The organism is Pseudomonas putida, from assembly GCF_005080685.1.
GTDB lineage: Bacteria > Pseudomonadota > Gammaproteobacteria > Pseudomonadales > Pseudomonadaceae > Aquipseudomonas > Aquipseudomonas putida_V.
The window spans coordinates 1,736,193-1,753,636 of record NZ_CP039371.1; the positions used below are offsets into that span (position 1 = coordinate 1,736,193).

General features: G+C 62.4%; 17 protein-coding genes and 1 pseudogene. 17 read left to right on the forward strand and 1 reads right to left on the reverse strand.

The window, feature by feature from the left end; genetic code table 11:
• Positions 1-434 precede the first annotated feature (434 nt).
• Genes rluC through E6B08_RS08290 form a run of 3 tightly spaced genes read left to right on the forward strand, consistent with a single transcriptional unit; the run spans position 435 to position 3,053 of the window.
• The gene (rluC, locus tag E6B08_RS08280; protein WP_136913571.1) at positions 435-1,391 is read left to right on the forward strand and encodes a 23S rRNA pseudouridine(955/2504/2580) synthase RluC; all 957 of its coding nucleotides are present in this window, start codon (positions 435-437) and stop codon (positions 1,389-1,391) included.
• Positions 1,381-2,061 (forward strand): HAD family hydrolase, encoded by a 681-nt coding sequence (locus E6B08_RS08285; protein ID WP_136913572.1) that lies wholly within the window; start codon positions 1,381-1,383, stop codon positions 2,059-2,061. Before rluC ends, E6B08_RS08285 begins: the two co-directional genes overlap by 11 nt.
• Positions 2,062-2,063: 2 nt before the next feature.
• On the forward strand, positions 2,064-3,053 hold the full coding sequence (locus E6B08_RS08290) for a S49 family peptidase (RefSeq protein ID WP_136913573.1): 990 nt from the start codon (positions 2,064-2,066) through the stop codon (positions 3,051-3,053).
• Positions 3,054-3,152: 99 nt separating this feature from the next.
• Here E6B08_RS08290 and E6B08_RS08295 read toward each other — a convergent pair whose 3' ends face one another.
• Positions 3,153-3,731: a Maf family protein gene (locus E6B08_RS08295; protein ID WP_136913574.1), complete on the reverse strand. Its 579-nt coding sequence runs from the start codon at positions 3,729-3,731 to the stop codon at positions 3,153-3,155.
• Between the two features lie 96 nt (positions 3,732-3,827).
• Between E6B08_RS08295 and E6B08_RS08300 the strand changes: the two genes are divergently transcribed.
• The 14 genes and pseudogenes from E6B08_RS08300 to E6B08_RS08365 all read left to right on the forward strand — a co-directional run bounded on the left by E6B08_RS08300 (position 3,828) and on the right by E6B08_RS08365 (position 17,197).
• Entirely contained in the window at positions 3,828-4,355 is a 528-nt protein-coding gene (locus E6B08_RS08300) for a YceD family protein (RefSeq protein ID WP_136913575.1), read from the forward strand.
• Positions 4,356-4,368: 13 nt separating this feature from the next.
• On the forward strand, positions 4,369-4,551 hold the full coding sequence (gene rpmF, locus E6B08_RS08305; RefSeq protein WP_010223221.1) for a 50S ribosomal protein L32: 183 nt from the start codon (positions 4,369-4,371) through the stop codon (positions 4,549-4,551).
• A gap of 3 nt (positions 4,552-4,554) precedes the next feature.
• Positions 4,555-5,565: a phosphate acyltransferase PlsX gene (plsX, locus tag E6B08_RS08310; RefSeq protein WP_136913576.1), complete on the forward strand. Its 1,011-nt coding sequence runs from the start codon at positions 4,555-4,557 to the stop codon at positions 5,563-5,565.
• 166 nt (positions 5,566-5,731) lie between these two features.
• Positions 5,732-6,670 carry an ACP S-malonyltransferase gene (fabD, locus tag E6B08_RS08315; protein ID WP_136913577.1) on the forward strand — a complete coding sequence of 313 codons (939 nt, stop codon included), beginning with the start codon at positions 5,732-5,734 and terminating at the stop codon, positions 6,668-6,670.
• Positions 6,671-6,686: 16 nt separating this feature from the next.
• Entirely contained in the window at positions 6,687-7,427 is a 741-nt protein-coding gene (gene fabG, locus E6B08_RS08320; protein ID WP_136913578.1) for a 3-oxoacyl-ACP reductase FabG, read from the forward strand.
• Positions 7,428-7,630: 203 nt separating this feature from the next.
• A complete protein-coding gene (gene acpP / locus E6B08_RS08325; protein ID WP_136913579.1) occupies positions 7,631-7,867 on the forward strand; it encodes an acyl carrier protein in 237 nt (78 codons plus the stop codon).
• A gap of 183 nt (positions 7,868-8,050) precedes the next feature.
• On the forward strand, positions 8,051-9,295 hold the full coding sequence (gene fabF / locus E6B08_RS08330) for a beta-ketoacyl-ACP synthase II (protein ID WP_136913580.1): 1,245 nt from the start codon (positions 8,051-8,053) through the stop codon (positions 9,293-9,295).
• Positions 9,295-10,116 (forward strand): aminodeoxychorismate lyase, encoded by an 822-nt coding sequence (pabC, locus tag E6B08_RS08335; protein ID WP_136913581.1) that lies wholly within the window; start codon positions 9,295-9,297, stop codon positions 10,114-10,116. Before fabF ends, pabC begins: the two co-directional genes overlap by 1 nt.
• A 3-nt stretch (positions 10,117-10,119) precedes the next feature.
• A complete protein-coding gene (gene mltG / locus E6B08_RS08340; protein WP_136913582.1) occupies positions 10,120-11,358 on the forward strand; it encodes an endolytic transglycosylase MltG in 1,239 nt (412 codons plus the stop codon).
• Positions 11,359-11,367: 9 nt separating this feature from the next.
• Positions 11,368-12,000 (forward strand): dTMP kinase, encoded by a 633-nt coding sequence (tmk, locus tag E6B08_RS08345; protein ID WP_136913583.1) that lies wholly within the window; start codon positions 11,368-11,370, stop codon positions 11,998-12,000.
• On the forward strand, positions 11,993-12,979 hold the full coding sequence (locus tag E6B08_RS08350; RefSeq protein WP_136913584.1) for a DNA polymerase III subunit delta': 987 nt from the start codon (positions 11,993-11,995) through the stop codon (positions 12,977-12,979). Before tmk ends, E6B08_RS08350 begins: the two co-directional genes overlap by 8 nt.
• A 31-nt stretch (positions 12,980-13,010) precedes the next feature.
• Positions 13,011-13,793, forward strand: a complete 783-nt coding sequence (locus E6B08_RS08355) for a TatD family hydrolase (protein WP_136913585.1) — start codon at positions 13,011-13,013, stop codon at positions 13,791-13,793.
• Positions 13,794-14,022: 229 nt separating this feature from the next.
• On the forward strand, positions 14,023-15,201 hold the full coding sequence (locus tag E6B08_RS08360) for an integrase core domain-containing protein (RefSeq protein ID WP_136913586.1): 1,179 nt from the start codon (positions 14,023-14,025) through the stop codon (positions 15,199-15,201).
• A 695-nt stretch (positions 15,202-15,896) separates the two neighbouring features.
• Positions 15,897-17,197 (forward strand): annotated as a pseudogene (locus tag E6B08_RS08365) (IS4 family transposase).
• The last annotated feature ends 247 nt before the right edge of the window (positions 17,198-17,444 follow it).

Below are 17,444 nucleotides of genomic sequence, written 5' to 3' on the forward strand. Positions count from 1 at the left end.
ATCTCCACCCTGCACGTATCCCTGATAATTCGGGTGCTGCCGCGCGCTGAATCCGCAACGGGTTGCATTTTTCGCCAGCGCGCTACCGCGCTGACGCCATTCATGTCCAAGGCAGGTATTTCCGAAGCATTCGCCCGGCGTTGCGTGGAAGCATCGAGGCGGGCAGAGGAACGGCGAAAAGAAGCGGGTAAGCAGGTGAAACACCGCACTTGTCGTTTTTTTTCGGTCTTCTCTACACGGCGCTGGTGGTGATTCCAGGCAATTCGGTAAACTGGCGAAAACCCCGTAGGACGGCCTCGCGTCCTGGAGAATTGCGTTGGTCAGGGGCCGGCCGAGGGCCTGGTTCCGCTGGCCTGCCGCTTTTGGCGGCGTTCGCGACTATAGCAGTAATGATTAAGTGCTTCAATTCCATAAAAAATTGTTATGATCCCGCCATGACGACCAATACCCCCCCGACTTCCGGCGTTCAGCTGATCGAAGTCGCGCCGGAGCTTGCCGGCCAACGCATCGACAATTTCCTCATCACGGCCCTCAAGGGCGTGCCCAAGACGCTGGTCTACCGCATCCTGCGCAAAGGCGAAGTACGGGTCAACAAGGGCCGTATCAAGCCAGAGTACAAGCTGCAGGCTGGCGACATCGTGCGGGTACCGCCCGTCCGCCTGCCCGAGCGCGACGAGCCGGCGCCGGTCGCCCAGGGGCTGCTGCAGCGCCTGGAGGCCGCGATCGTCTATGAAGACAAGGCGCTGATCGTGATGAACAAGCCGGCTGGCATTGCCGTCCACGGCGGCAGCGGCCTGAGCTTCGGCGTGATCGAGGCGCTGCGCCAGCTGCGTCCCGATGCCAAGGAGCTCGAGCTGGTGCATCGTCTGGATCGCGACACCTCCGGCCTGCTGATGATCGCCAAGAAGCGCAGCATGTTGCGCCACCTGCACGCCGCGCTGCGTGGCGATGGTGTCGACAAGCGCTACATGGCCCTGGTGCGTGGGCACTGGCCGACGTCCAAGAAGCAGGTCAATGCGCCGCTGCTCAAGAGCAATCTGCGCTCGGGCGAGCGCATGGTCGAGGTCAACGACGAAGGCAAGGAGGCGCTGACGATGTTCCGCGTGCTGCGCCGCTTCGGCGAGTTCGCCACCATCGTCGAGGCGCGCCCGATCACCGGGCGTACCCACCAGATCCGCGTGCACACCTTGCATGCCGGGCACATGATCGCCGGTGACAGCAAGTACGGCGATGAAGACTTCAGTCGGGAGATCCGCGAGCTGGGCGGCAAGCGGCTGTTCCTGCATGCCTACGCCCTGACCGTGCCCCTGCCAGATGGTGGCGAGCTGAAGCTCGAAGCGCCGGTTGACGAGGTCTGGGCCAAGACCGTGGAGCGTTTGAGTGCGTCCTGATTATCAACTGCTGATCTTCGATTGGGACGGCACCCTGGCTGATTCCATCGGCCGTATCGTCGAGGCGATGAGTGTCGCCGCCGAGCGTGCCGGCGAGGCGCCAAGCCAGGAAAACGCCATCAAGGGCATCATCGGCCTGGCGCTGGATGACGCCATCTCGGTCCTGTATCCGCACCTCGATGCGCACCAGGTCGCGGTGTTCCGTCAGCACTACGCCGATGTCTACGTGGCCCTCGATCAGCAGCCGTCGCCGCTGTTCGATGGCGTGGCCGAGACGCTCGAGGCTTTTCGCGTCGAGGGCTACCGCATGGCGGTCGCCACCGGCAAGGCGCGCCGTGGCCTGGATCGGGTGCTCAAGGCGCATGGCTGGGAGCGCTACTTCGACATCACCCGTGCCGCCGACGAGACCCGTGGCAAGCCGCATCCGCTGATGCTCGAGGAGATCCTCGGCCACTGCCGGGTCGAACCTGGGCGGGCGCTGATGGTCGGAGATTCGGCGTTCGACCTGCAGATGGCCAGCAACGCCGGCATGCATTCGGTTGCCGTCGGTTATGGCGCCATGTCGCTGTCGGCCCTGGCGGAATTCGGTCCGCAGGTGTGCATCGAGCATTTTTCCCAGTTGCGCGAGTGGCTGGCAGGTTCCGCGCAATTCCAATTCCAAGGTAGGTGAGCATGGCAGACGAGTGGAAAGCCCCCGAGTCCGAAGCAGAGGAGCGCGAGGAGCGCAAAAGTTGGAAGCTGCTCGAAAAAACCCTCTTGGCCGGTGTCCAAGAGCAGCGCCGGGCTCGGCGCTGGGGGATTTTCTTCAAGCTGCTGACCTTCGTCTACCTGTTCGGCATCCTGGTGCTGTTCCTGCCGCTGGCGGACATGGACAAAGCCGCCTCGCGCAGTGCCAGTCATACGGCATTGGTCGAGGTGCGCGGCGTGATCGCCGACCAGGAGGCTGCCAGCGCCGACAACATCATCAAGAGCCTGCGAGAGGCCTTCAAGGATTCCAAGACCAAGGCCGTGGTGCTGCGCATCAATAGCCCTGGCGGAAGCCCGGTGCAGGCTGGCTATGTATATGACGAGATCCGTCGGCTGCGTGGCGAGTATCCGCAAATCAAGCTCTATGCGGTGATCACCGACCTCGGCGCCTCGGGCGCCTATTACATCGCCAGCGCGGCGGACGAGATCTACGCCGACAAGGCCAGCCTGGTGGGCTCCATCGGCGTTACTGCCGCCGGCTATGGTTTCGTTGGCACCATGGAGAAGCTAGGCGTGGAGCGGCGTGCCTATACCTCGGGCGAGCACAAGGCCTTCCTCGATCCGTTCTCGCCGCAAAAGCCTGATGAGACCGCGTTCTGGCAGAGTGTGCTGGACACCACTCACCAGCAATTCATCGCCATGGTCAAGCAGGGGCGTGGTGAGCGGCTCAAAGACAAGGAGCATCCCGAGTTGTTCAGTGGCCTGATCTGGTCGGGCGAGCAGGCCAAGGCGTTGGGCCTGGTGGACGGGCTGGGCAGTGCCAGCTATGTCGCGCGGGATATCGTCGGTGAGAAGGAGTTGGTCGATTTCACCGTGCAGGAATCGCCATTCGATCGCTTCTCCAAGCGCATGGGCGCGAGCGTCGCAGAGCACCTGGCCATGTGGATGGGCTTCAATGGGCCGCAGCTGCGTTGAATTGGGCGGAGCCCGCTGCGCCGCTTTTGCGGGGCTGCGGGTACCCCGCGGTGCGGCAGCGGCGTTGGGTCGCGATGGGGCGCAAAGCGGCCCCACATCTCAAGGAATGATTGCGCCTTCCTGGGTTAGCATATCCACCAGCCGAATCAGCGGCAGCCCGATCAAGCTGGTCGCATCCGGTCCGTGGGTGCTTTGAAACAAGCTCACTCCCAACCCTTCCGCCTTGAAGCTTCCCGCGCAGTCCAGCGGCTGCTCCGCCGTCACATAGCGCTCCACGCGCTCGCGGTCCAGCTCGCGCATGGTTACCGTAAATGGCACGCAGTCCACCTGGCAGCGCCCAGTGGCGCTGTTCAGCAGTGCCAGTCCGGTCAGGAAGGTGACTTGCTGCCCACTGGCTTCGAGCAGTTGCTCGCAGGCGCGCTCGAACGTGTGGGGCTTGCCCAGCACCTGTTCGCCCAGGACCGCGACCTGGTCGGAGCCGATGATCAGATGGCCGGGATATTCGCCCGCCAGCGCCTCGGCCTTGGCCTTGGCAAGCCGTCGTACCAGGTCGGCAGCCGGCTCGTCATCCAGGCGCCGCTCGTCTATGTCGGGGCTTGCCCAAACGAAGGGCAGGTGCAGGCGGGCGAGCAGTTCGCGGCGGTAGGCAGAGCTTGAAGCCAATAGCAGGGGCAGCATGGTAGACTCCTGGTCGGTTGAACCAGATTCTAACATGCGCGATGCCGCCTAATTTCCTTTGACAGGGGCGGGGGGCATCCCTAGAATGCTGCGCCTATGTTGAATGACCCGATTCCACCTCACGTTGACCCGCGCAAATTAGCCGATCGTGGCGTAACCATCACTGGTTCGCTGCAACTCGCTGATTTGGAAAGACTCTGCGACCCGCTTTCCGACGATGTCGGTACGGTGCAGGCGAAGTTCGATTTTGAGCGAGATGAACAGCACGTCGTGGTTATCCACAGCGCACTGGACGTCGAAGTCAAAATGGTTTGCCAGCGTTGTCTTGAGCTGGTCACCCTGCCGATCCACAGCGAATGTACATACGCCGTGGTGAAGGAGGGTGCGAATACCCAGTCGTTGCCGAAAGGCTATGACGTGCTGGAACTGGGCGAAGATCCTTTGGATCTGCAGGCCTTGGTCGAGGAGGAGCTGTTGCTCGCCTTGCCTATCGTGCCTGCTCATCATCCGGAAGAATGCCAGCAGCCGGCGGGCGCAGACGAGCCCGATTCGAGCAAGGACGAGGTATCGCGGTCCAACCCGTTCAGTGTTTTGGCGCAGTTAAAGCGTGACCCAAACGTTTAGGAGTTAATCAATTATGGCTGTTCAGCAGAACAAAAAATCCCGCTCTGCCCGTGACATGCGCCGTTCCCACGACGCCCTGTCGGAAAACGCGCTGTCGGTAGAAAAAACCACCGGTGAAGTACACCTGCGTCACCACGTTTCGCCAGAAGGCGTATACCGTGGTCGCAAAGTGATCGACAAGGGCGCCGACGAGTAATCCTTGTCCGCTCAGATCATCGCGATCGACGCAATGGGCGGGGACTTCGGTCCCCGCAGCATTGTCCAGGCTAGCATTGCCTGCCTTTCGGCTACTCCCTCGCTGCACCTGACCCTCGTCGGTCAACCCTCCCTCCTTGAAGAGCTTGTCAGTGGCCTGACCGCCGCGGATCGCGCACGCCTGCAGATTGTGCCGGCCCTTGAGGTGATCGGCATGGACGAGCGGCCCTCCCAGGCGTTGCGGGGCAAGCCGGATTCGTCGATGCGCATCGCGCTCGAACTGGTGCGTGACGGCAAGGCCCAGGCCTGCGTCAGTGCCGGCAATACCGGGGCGCTGATGGCGCTTTCGCGCTTCGTGCTCAAGACCCTGCCGGGCATCGATCGGCCGGCCATGGTCGCTGCGATCCCGACCCAGGCGGGTTACTGCCAGTTGCTCGACCTGGGCGCCAATGTCGATTGCAGCGCCGACAACCTCTATCAGTTCGCCGTCATGGGTTCGGTGGCCGCTCAGGCCCTGGGCATTCATCGGCCGCGGGTGGCGTTGCTCAATATCGGCACCGAGGACATCAAGGGCAACCAGCAGGTCAAGCTGGCCGCCAGCTTGTTGCAGAACGCGCGCGGGCTGAACTATATCGGTTTCGTCGAAGGCGATGGCCTGTATCGCGGCGAGGCGGATGTCGTGGTGTGCGACGGTTTCGTCGGCAATATCCTGCTCAAGTCCAGCGAAGGCCTGGCGACCATGATCGGTGCGCGCATCGAACAGTTGTTCAAGGGCGGCGCCTTGTCACGGGTGGCTGGGGCGGTGGCGATGCCGCTGCTCAAGCGGTTGCAGGCTGACCTGGCGCCGGCGCGGCACAATGGCGCGAGCTTCCTTGGCCTGCAGGGCATCGTCATCAAGAGTCACGGCTCGGCGGGCGTGCAAGGTTTCCAGAGCGCCATCCAGCGGGCGTTGATCGAAATCCAGGAAAACCTGCCGCAACGCCTGCACGGGCGGCTCGAGGATTTGTTGCCTTAGTGTTTGTTTCCGTTGCATCTACACGTACAAAGATCTTAGGCATAACAGCCATGAGATGCTTAAATGTGACCGCTTGGTCTGCGTCTTCATCCAAGCTATCAGATTCCGCGCCAGGCCCAAGGCTTGGTGCACCCTATTCGACGACAAGATCATAAGGGCTTGTTCAATGTCTGCATCCCTCGCATTCGTCTTCCCCGGTCAAGGTTCCCAGTCGCTGGGCATGCTCGCTGAGCTCGGCGCCGAAAAGCCGGTGATCTTCGAGACCTTCAAGGAAGCTTCCGAGGCTCTGGGCTACGACCTGTGGAAACTGGTCCAGGAAGGCCCTGAGGAGCAACTCAACCAAACCGACAAGACCCAGCCGGCCATCCTCACCGCGTCCATCGCGCTGTGGCGCCTGTGGCTGGAGGAGGGTGGCGCCCAGCCGGCCTTCGTCGCGGGCCACAGCCTGGGTGAATACAGCGCCCTGGTCGCGGCCGGCAGTATCAGCCTGAAGGACGCCGTGCGTCTGGTAGCGCGCCGCGGCCAGCTGATGCAGGAAGCGGTCCCGGCCGGGCACGGCGCCATGGCTGCGATCCTCGGCCTGGACGATGCCGTCGTGGTGGAAATCTGCGCCGAAGCTGCCGAAGACGAAGTGGTCAGCGCGGTGAACTTCAACTCGCCGGGCCAGGTGGTCATCGCCGGTAACAAGGCTGCGGTCGATCGCGCCATCGAGCTGTGCAAGGCCAAGGGTGCCAAGCGTGCCTTGCCCCTGGCAGTCAGCGTGCCGTCGCACTGCGCACTGATGAAGCCGGCTGCCGAGCGCTTCGCCGAGGCGGTCAACGCCATCGAGTGGAAGGCGCCACAGATTCCGGTGGTGCAGAACGTTACCGCCGCCATCGCCGCAGACCTCGACGCGCTCAAGCATGACCTGCTGGCGCAGCTGTACCAGCCGGTACGTTGGGTGGAATGCGTGCAAACCTTGGCCGCCAATGGCGCGGTCAATCTGGTCGAGTGCGGCCCAGGCAAGGTCCTGGCGGGCCTCAACAAGCGTTGTGCCGACGGCGTGACCACCTACAACCTCAATACCCCCGACGCCGTCGCCGCCACCCGTGCGGCGCTGGCCTGAATTTGGAGAAACTTGCATGAGCCTGCAAGGTAAAGTAGCACTGGTCACCGGCGCCAGCCGTGGCATCGGCCAGGCGATTGCCCTCGAACTGGGCCGCCAGGGCGCGATCGTGATCGGTACCGCCACGTCCGCCTCGGGCGCCGAGCGCATTGCCGCCACCCTCAAGGAGCATGGTATCCAGGGTACCGGCATGGAACTCAACGTGACCAGCGACGAGTCCGTCAGTGCTGTGCTCGCGGCCATCGGCGAGCAATTCGGTGCACCGGCGATCCTGGTCAACAACGCCGGCATTACCCGTGACAACCTCATGCTGCGCATGAAAGACGACGAATGGTTCGATGTCGTCGATACCAACCTGAACAGCCTCTACCGTCTGTCCAAGGGTGTGCTGCGTGGCATGACCAAGGCACGTTGGGGTCGTATCATCAGCATCGGTTCGGTCGTCGGCGCCATGGGCAACGTCGGCCAGGTCAACTACGCTGCTGCCAAGGCCGGCCTGGAAGGCTTCAGTCGCGCCCTGGCGCGTGAAGTCGGCTCGCGCAACATTACCGTCAACTCGGTGACCCCAGGCTTCATCGACACCGACATGACCCGCGAACTGCCAGAAGCGCAGCGTGAAGCCCTGCAGACCCAGATTCCGCTGGGCCGCCTGGGCCAGGCCGAGGAAATCGCCAAGGTGGTTTCCTTCCTGGCGTCCGACGGCGCGGCCTATGTCACCGGTGCCACCGTGCCGGTGAATGGCGGGATGTACATGTAACAACGCAAGTCAATGTGACGGATCGGGTAAAAAAAGAGTCATACTCCGAGCCTAAAATCCGTTATAAAGCTGCAACCAGATTCCAGACAGAGGGTCGGGTGACTAGTTCGAAGGTGCGTTCTGCTTGAAAAGCGAATGTCTTTCTATAAAATTGGTCACCGGCCAGCTGCCTGACATATGTCCATTAGGAGTGAAAACTAGGTATGAGCACCATCGAAGAACGCGTCAAGAAAATCGTCGCCGAGCAACTGGGCGTCAAGGAAGAAGAAGTGACTCCTGAGAAGTCCTTCGTCGATGACCTGGGTGCCGATTCGCTTGACACCGTTGAGCTGGTGATGGCTCTGGAAGAGGAATTCGAGACCGAAATCCCTGACGAAGAAGCCGAGAAGATCACTACCGTTCAAGCGGCCATCGACTACGTCAACAGCCACAAGGCCTAAGACGCTGTAGTCGACGCTTCTTGTCGAGAAGAACCGCACTGCCTTTGCCGGCGTGCGGTTTTTTCTTTGCCAGCCCCACGTTTCGGTGCGCAGGTAGTGCAGGCACCGAGAGCCTGTTGCCATTTCATTCCTTTGCCTTGAATGCAATGGCAAGAGACTCTGTTACTAGAAAAGGAGAGTACTGTGTCGCGTAGACGCGTCGTGGTCACCGGTATGGGTATGCTGTCGCCACTGGGTACCGATGTACCGAGCACCTGGCAGGGCATTCTGGCTGGCCGCAGTGGCATCGGTCCGATCGAACACACGGACTTGAGTGCCTACTCCACCCGTTTTGGCGGCTCGGTGAAAGGCTTCGAGGTCGAGCAATACCTGTCGGCCAAAGAGGCCCGCAAGCTTGACCTGTTCATCCAGTACGGCTTGGCGGCCGGTTTCCAGGCAGTACGCAATGCCGGCCTGGAAGTCACCGACGCCAACCGCGAGCGCATCGGTGTGGCCATGGGCTCGGGCATCGGCGGCCTTACCAACATCGAGGAAACCAGCCGGACCCTGCATGACCAGGGGCCGCGGCGTATTTCGCCGTTCTTCGTGCCTGGCTCGATCATCAACATGATCTCCGGCTTCCTGTCGATCCACCTGGGCCTGCAGGGGCCGAACTACGCCATCGCCACTGCCTGTACCACCGGTACCCATTGCATCGGCATGGCAGCCCGCAACATCGCCTACGGCGAAGCCGACGTGATGATCGCCGGCGGCGCCGAGATGGCGGCCTGCGGCCTGGGCATGGGCGGCTTCGGCGCCTCGCGTGCGCTATCCACCCGCAACGACGAGCCGACCCGTGCCAGCCGTCCGTGGGACAAGGGCCGTGACGGCTTCGTGCTGTCCGACGGTGCCGGCGCCCTGGTGCTCGAAGAGCTGGAACATGCCAAGGCGCGTGGCGCGACCATCTATGCCGAGCTGGTTGGCTTCGGCATGAGCGGCGACGCCTACCACATGACCTCGCCACCCGACAGCGGCGAAGGCGCGGCCCGTTGCATGGTCAATGCCCTGCGCGATGCCGGGATCCAGCCCGAGGACGTCAGCTACATCAATGCCCACGGCACTTCCACCCCGGCGGGTGACGTGGCCGAAGTGGCGGCGATCAAGCGCGTGTTCGGCGATCACGCCTACAAGCTCGCGGTCAGCTCGACCAAGTCGATGACCGGTCACCTGCTCGGTGCAGCCGGCGCCGTCGAGGCGATCTTCAGCGTGCTGGCCATCAACAGCCAGATGGCGCCGCCCACCATCAACCTGGACGAGCCGGACGAAGGCTGTGACCTGGACTTCGTGCCGCACCAGGCGCGCAGCATGCCGATCGACGTGGTGCTGTCCAACTCGTTCGGTTTTGGTGGCACCAACGGTTCGCTGGTGTTCCGCCGGTTCGCCGGTTGATGCAGAGCTGGATCGATGGCCAGCCCGCGACTGCGCTGAACCTGCAGAACCGCGGCCTGGCCTACGGCGATGGCCTGTTCGAGACCATTGCCGTGCGTGGGGGCCAGCCCAGCCTGCTGGACGGCCACCTGGCGCGCCTGGCCCTGGGCTGCCAGCGCCTTGGCATCGATGCCGACCTGGCGCTGGTGCGCGACGAAGTGCTGCGCTATGCCAGCCAACTGGGTGACGGAGTTGCCAAGTTGATTCTCACCCGAGGCGACAGCCAACGCGGCTACGCCCCGGTGGCCGGTGCAGCGCCTCGGCGCATCCTCCAGGGCAGCCCGTTACCCACCTACCCTCAAGCGCATGCCGAGCAGGGGATCTGTCTGTTCGCCTGCCAGACCCAGCTTGCGGAACAACCGTTGCTGGCCGGCCTCAAACACCTCAATCGCCTGGAGCAGGTGCTGGCCCGTGCCGAATGGCAGGACAGCGAACATGCCGAAGGCTTGATGCGTGATGCCCAGGGCAGGGTGATCGAAGGCGTTTACAGCAACCTGTTCCTGGTGCGCAATGGGGTGTTGCTCACCGCCGACCTCAGTCGTTGTGGCGTCGCTGGCGTGATGCGTGGCGCGTTGCTCGAGCAGGCTGCGGCGCTGGCCATCCCGGTGCAGGTCACCGACCTGTGGCTGGCCGACCTTGTGCAGGCCGACGAAGTATTGGTGTGCAATAGCGTCTATGGTGTGTGGCCGGTGCGCGGCATCCCTGCATTGAGCCTAAACTGGTCGCCAGGTCCCCTGACCCGTAAACTTCAGGCTGTTGCCCGTACGTTACTGGATATCTGATTTGTGAGACGCAAATTCCTGCTGCTGCTGGAAATGGGCCTGCTCCTCGCTGGACTGGCATTGGGCTGGTCGGCCTGGAAGGTCACCTCCGTGGTGGAGCAGCCCTTGCACGTGACGCAGGAGCGCCTGCTCGACGTGCCCAGCGGCACCAACCCCAACCGTATGTTCTATCGCATGCAGAGCGAAGGCCTGCTTGACGATGCGTTCTGGCTGCGCCTGTACTGGCGCTTCAACATGGCTGGCACGCCGCTGCATACCGGCGAGTACCGCATCACGCCTGGCATGACGGTCGAAGAACTGTTCGATGCCTGGCGCCGTGGCGACGTGGTGCAGTACAACCTGACCCTCGTCGAAGGCTGGACCTTCCGTCAGGTGCGCTCGGCGGTGGCCAAGCATGAAAAGCTCAAGCACACCCTCGAAGGCCTGTCCGATGCCGAGGTGATGGACAAGCTCGGCCATGCCGGCGTGTTCCCCGAAGGGCGATTCTTCCCCGATACCTATCGCTTCGTGCGCGGGATGAGCGATGTCGAGTTGCTGCAGCAGGCCTACATGCGCCTCGACGAAGTGCTGGCCAAGGAGTGGGCCGAGCGCAGCACCGACCTGCCGTATCGCGATCCCTACCAGGCGCTGATCATGGCGTCGCTGGTGGAGAAGGAAACCGGCATTCCCCAGGAGCGCGGGCAGATTGCCGGCGTGTTCGTGCGGCGCCTGCGCCTGGGGATGATGCTGCAGACCGACCCCACGGTGATCTATGGCATGGGCGAGCGCTACAACGGCCGCATTACCCGCGCCGACCTGCGCGAGCCGACGCCCTACAACACCTACACCATGGCCGGCCTGCCGCCGACGCCGATCGCCATGGTCGGCCGGGAGGCGATCCATGCGGCGCTCAATCCGGCCGACGGCACCAGCCTGTATTTCGTTGCCCGTGGTGACGGGAGCCACGTGTTCTCCGACGATCTGGACGACCACAACTCGGCAGTGCGCGAGTTCCAGCTCAAGCGTCGTGCCGATTACCGTTCGAGCCCAGCGCCCAAGGCTGCGCCAGGCGAAACGCCTGGCACCGAGGGTGCGCCTGCGGCCACTGATGCGCCTGCGGCGAACGAGCAGCCCGGAGCGGATGCGGCTCCCGACCAGGCTCCCGTACCGAGCGAACAGCCCGCGCCGACCGAGCCCAGTGTGCCGGCTCCGGCCGCCGAACCCGCGCCGGCCGACGCGCCAGCGCCTGACGAACAACATTAAGGACTGCCTGTGAGCGGCTTGTTTATCACCCTGGAAGGCCCCGAAGGCGCGGGCAAGAGCACCAATCGCGATTACCTCGCCGCACGCCTGCGCGAGCAGGGGCTGGACCTGGTGCTGACCCGTGAGCCCGGCGGCACGCCGCTGGCCGAGCACATCCGCGAACTGCTGCTCGCCCCGAGCGAGGAGACCATGGCCGCCGACACCGAGCTGTTGCTGGTGTTCGCCGCCCGTGCCCAGCACCTGGCCGAAGTCATCCGCCCGGCGCTGGCCCGTGGCGCGGTGGTGCTCTGCGATCGTTTCACCGATGCTACCTATGCCTACCAGGGCGGTGGCCGTGGCCTGTCGGTCGAGCGCATCGCCACCCTGGAGCGATTCGTCCAGGGCGACCTGCGCCCCGACCTGACTTTGGTCTTCGACTTGCCGGTGGAAGTCGGCCTGGCCCGGGCTGCTGCCCGAGGCCGCCTGGACCGTTTCGAGCAGGAAGGCCGGGGGTTCTTCGAGTCCGTCCGGCAGGCCTACCTGCAACGTGCGCAGCGCGAGCCGCAGCGTTACACGTTGCTCGACGCTGCACAGCCGTTGGAGGCCGTGCAGCGTTCGATCGATGCCCTGCTGCCAGCCATCGTGGACCGCTGCCGTGGCTGACAGCTACCCCTGGCAGCAAGCGCTCTGGCAGCAATTGGCCGGCCGCGCCCAGCATGCCCATGCCTATCTCTTGCACGGGCCGCAGGGCATCGGCAAGCGGGCACTGGCCGAGCGCCTGATGGCCCGCCTGCTATGCCAGCAGCCCAATGGCCTCGACGCCTGCGACCAGTGCAAATCGTGCATGTTGCTAAAGGCCGGAAGCCATCCGGACAACTTCGTCCTGGAGCCGGAAGAAGCCGACAAGCCGATCAAGGTCGACCAGGTGCGTGAGTTGGTGTCGTTCGTGGTGCAGACCGCGCAGCTGGGTGGGCGCAAGGTGGTGCTGATCGAGCCGGTCGAGGCCATGAACGTCAACGCGTCCAATGCATTGCTCAAAAGCTTGGAGGAGCCTTCGGGCGATACCGTGCTGCTGTTGGTCAGTCACCAGCCCAGCCGTCTGCTGCCGACCATCAAGAGCCGCTGCCAACAGGTCGCCTGCCCGCAGCCGAGCCTGGCGCAGAGCCAGGCGTGGTTGAATCAGGCTCTGCCCGACAGCGATGAAGCCGAGCGTGTCGAACTGTTGACCCTGGCCGCCGGTTCGCCATTGATGGCCGTAGCCTTGCAGGCCAAGGGCGTCCTCGAACAGCGCGCCCTGGTCACCGATGGCGTGAAGAAGCTGCTCAAGGGCCAGCAGTCGCCCAGCCAGTTGGCCGAGGCCTGGAACGGCGTACCGTTGTTGCTGTTGTTCGACTGGTTCTGCGATTGGGCGCACCTGATGCTGCGCTACCAATTGACCCAGGACGAGGACGGGCTAGGCTTGGCCGATATGCGCAAGGTGGTCCAGTACCTGGCGCAAAAGAGTCGCCAGGGCAAGGTCCTCGAGGTCCAGGCGTGGATCCTCGAACAGCGCCAGAAGGTGCTGGGCAAGGCCAACCTCAACCGCGTACTGTTGCTCGAAGCCTTGCTCGCCCACTGGGTGCAGTTGCCGGGCGCCCGCTGACTTCCTATTTTCCGATATGTGCCGTTATCCCATGCTCGTAGATTCCCATTGCCACCTCGACCGTCTTGACCTGAGCGCCCACCAGGGCTCTCTCGATGCCGCCCTGCAGGCCGCGCGTGAGCGCGGGGTGGGGCACTTTCTGTGCATCGGCGTCAGCGCCGAGAATGCCGGCGCCGTGAAGGCACTGAGCGAGCAGTACGTCGATGTCGACTGTTCGGTGGGGGTGCACCCGCTGGACCTGGCGCCAGGCGAGACGCCAGCGCTGGAGTGGCTGCTGCGCGAACTGGCCCATCCGCATGTGGTGGCGATCGGCGAGACTGGCCTGGACTATCATTACGAACCCGAGGCCGCCGACCTGCAGCAGGCTTCGTTCCGCTTGCACCTGGAGGCTTCGCGGCAGACCGGCAAGCCGGTGATCGTGCATACCCGTGCTGCTCGCGCCGACACCCTGGCGCTGCTGCATGAAGCCGATCTGCCACAGGCCGGGGTGCTGCACTGCTTCACCGAGGACTGGGACATGGCCCGTGCGGCGCTGGACCTCGGTTATTACATCTCGTTGTCGGGCATCGTCACCTTCCGCAACGCCGATGCGCTGCGCGAAGTTGCCCGACAGGTACCGGTCGACAGGCTGCTGGTGGAGACCGACTCGCCGTACCTGGCTCCGATTCCCTACCGTGGCAAGCCGAACCTGCCGCAGTATGTGCGTGAGGTGGCGGAGTACGTGGCGTCGTTGCGGGGTGTCAGTTATGCGCAGTTGGCCGAGCAGACCACGGCTAACTTCAAGCGGCTGTTCCCACTGGCCCGGGTTGCCTGAGCGGCGCAATTGTCCTTGGGGCTGGTGGTTTGGCGTTGAGGCTGGGAACGGTCCAATTTGTGTAGCGGCGCTACTGGCCCCTTCCGCCTTTACGGCGGGCAACTTTTTTCTTGGAAAAAGTTGCGCAAAACCGCTTGCTGGTATGACTCACCCACATGGGTTACAAATCAGTTCACGCACATAGGTAACAGTTTTTAACTGGCAGGGTCGGTTTTTCGAGGATCTGACCATGCCTTGGCGAGAGCTGAAACCTATGGACATGAAAACGCTTTTCATCGCGGATTACCTGCAGGGTCCGCCTAGCTTCAGCGCCCTCTGCGAGGCCTACGAGATCAGTCGAAAGACCGGATACAAATGGGTCGAGCGGTACGAGAAAGAGGGCCCGGCGGGCCTGGAGGAGCGCAGTCGTCGCCGGCTGACACAAGACTGGGTTGTACCCGTCGCCGTTCGCGAGGCCATCATCGAGCTGCGTGGTCAAGGCCAGACGGAGCCTGGACCCAAGAAGATCCAGGCAGCATTGCAGGCGCGTTTTCCCGACCAGGCGCCTCCCTCCAAGACCACGATCTACAACATCCTCAAGAAGGCCGAGCTGATCAAACCGCGACGCCTGCGTCAGCGTGTAGCGGTCTATCCCAAGCCATTGGAGAAAGCGGAGTCGCCCAATCAGCTATTCACTGCGGACTACAAAGGCCAGTTTCTGACAGGAGCAGGGGTCTGGTGCTATCCGTTGACGATCATGGATCACGCCAGTCGCTTCTTGCTTGCGTGCCACAGCATGGCCAACACGAACTTCCTGGAGACACAGGCTGTGTTCGCTGAGGTCTTTCGCGAAAACGGGCTACCTGAACGTATCCGAACCGATAACGGCGTGCCGTTTGCGAGTAAAGGACGCGCAGGCCTCTCCCAGCTGTCCATTTGGTGGCTGCGCCTGGGCATCATTCCTGAACGTATTGCGCCTGGCAGGCCGGAGCAAAATGGTCGGCACGAGCGTATGCACCGGACACTCAAAAGTACGCTTCCATCCCCGCCTGCAGTGGCTTGGGAGGCTCAACAGCGGCACTTCGACCGCTTTCGGCAACACTACAATTACGAGCGATTGCACGAAGCGCTGAAGCAGAAAACGCCGGCGTCCTGTTATCAGCCTTCGCCACGCCCGTTTCCGGAGCAACTACCCGAAATGACTTACCCCAGTCATATCGAGAGCCTGCAAGCTGATTGTAGTGGCATCGTCAACCGCCGGGGTTTGAGGATCTATGTAGGTTATGTGCTCAAGCACCAGACCATTGGGCTGGAGCGGGTCGGGGATGGGGTGTGGGATGTTATTTTCGGCCCAATCATTCTCGGCAGGGTCGATGAGCGAGAAGCCGATGATGGTTATGTAAGACTTCAGGTGTTGTCACCTATGTGAACGAACTTTTGTGTAACCCATGAGGGTGACCCGTACATGCTCCCACATACGGCCCCTACGCTGCGCTTCGGGGTTCCCTCGCTTCGGCGGCTTGCGGGCCCGCGCGGCCTACGACTTGCTGCGCAAGTCTACATCTCGCGCCTCCGGCTACGCCGGAGGGTGCTGCGCACCTGGCCCTCCAGCCGCCTACGCTCGGCCTCCTGAGGTCGCGGGTAGATCAAGATCAACAGCAAGAGCAAGATCAACAGCCAGAGCAACGGCAGGCGAATCGCTGCGCTCTCGCGGTTTACCTATCGCTTTGTGTTGTAGCGGATAGCGCGGTGTCTCTTTCGAAGATAACGCCATTGCAGGCGCCACCCCTAACTTCGCGACGTCAGGAGGCCGAGCGTAGGCGCCTGTAGGGCCAGGTGCGCAGCACCCTTCGGCGTAGCCGAAGGCGCGAGATGTAGACTTGCGGAGCAAGTCGTAGGCCGCGCGGGCCCGGAAGGCGCCGAAGCGAGGGGACCCGTAGCGCAGCGGAGGGCCGGATGCAGGAGCGAGCGGTTTTGCGTCCCTTTTTCCAAGAAAAAAGGGACCCGCCGTAAAGGCCATCCCTTTCAAGGTCTTCGGTAGAATCCACTGAAATCCAGTCAGGAAGATCCGAGATGTGGGCTGATGTACTAGCGCGATTCGAGAAAAAAGCACCCGCCAGCGTAATGGCCAAACTTGCCTTGGAGCAGGCCATTGCGCCGGAGTGGATCGATCAGGTTTTCGAGGAGCACCGGCAACGGCAGTATTCTCGCGAGCTGCTGTTCTCGACCATCGTCAAGTTGATGTCGCTTGTTTCATTGGGTTTGAAGCCATCGCTGCATGCTGCGGCCAGACAACTGGACGACCTTCCCGTCAGCTTGGCAGCCCTGTACGACAAGATCAGTCGAACCGAACCTGCCCTGTTGCGTGCTCTGGTGACAGGCTGCGCGCGGCGCTTGGCGCCCACAATCCATGAATTGGGCTGTTCAGCCATGCTTCCTGGCTGGCAAGTTCGAGTGGTCGATGGAAGCCACTTGGCCTCTACCGAAAAGCGTCTTGGCGCGTTGCGCCAAGAGCGCGGGCGGCTCGCCCCGGGTTCTCGGTGGTGGTTTACGACCCCGATCTGGATCAGGTAATTGACCTCCAGCCGTGCGAGGACGCCTACACAAGCGAACGAGTTTGTGTTTTGCCGTTGCTGGCTGAAGCAAAGGCCAATCAGGTTTGGATTGCTGACCGGCTCTACTGCACGCTGCCTGTAATGGAGGCATGCGAGCAGGTGAACACATCGTTTGTCATTCGCCAGCAGGCCAAGCATCCACGCTTGATCCAGGAGAGTGAGTGGCAGGCGCCAATGCCCGTAGCGACAGGCACAGTGCGCGAACAATCCATCGAAGTAAAAGGCGGGCACCGCTGGCGGCGTGTGGAACTGACACTTCATTCACCAAATGACTCAGGTGACAAAAGCTTGATGTTCTGGAGCAACCTGCCCGAGAGCATCAGTGCACAACAGATCGCAGATTTCTATCGGCGTCGCTGGAGCATTGAGGGGATGTTCCAGCGACTGGAAGCGATTCTGGAAAGTGAAATCGAAACCCTCGGCAGTCCGCGAGCGGCCTTGCTTGGATTCACCACTGCCGTGCTGGCATACAACGTTCTGGCCTTGCTCAAGCGAAGTGTTGAACAGGCTCACCGCGATGCCTTGCCCGAGAATTGGGAAGCTTCGATCTATCACTTGGCGGTGCAGATCAGAGGAGGTTACGAAGGCATGCAGATTGCCTTGCCAACCGAGTACATGCCGGTTGTCTCTATGGAAGACCTGGCCCGGCGGCTACTTGAACTGGCCAGAAACATCCAGCCCAAGCAAGTAGCTAAAAGCCCCCGAGGTCCCAAGGTGCCCAAGCCCAAAGCCTGGGTCCAAGGCACGGCAGTGCATGCACACGTTTCAACCGATCGGGTCATTAAGGCCGCCAAAACCAAAAGACCTTGAAAGGGATGGCCGTAAAGGCGGAAGGGGCCAGTAGCGCCGCTACACACAATGGATCCGCTCACAATCTAAATGCCAAGCCAAGCCAAGCCCAAAAAAAACCCGGGTTCTGGGGGAGGAATCCGGGTTAAGACCATTAGGAGTAAAACAAAGGTACCGCGGTCCCTGGGCACCTTTATCGGCGCGCCACTGGGGGGGATGCGCCGCGCCAACACTTCTAGTATTGGCCAGGTTTGGCCTAGTGCCAGTG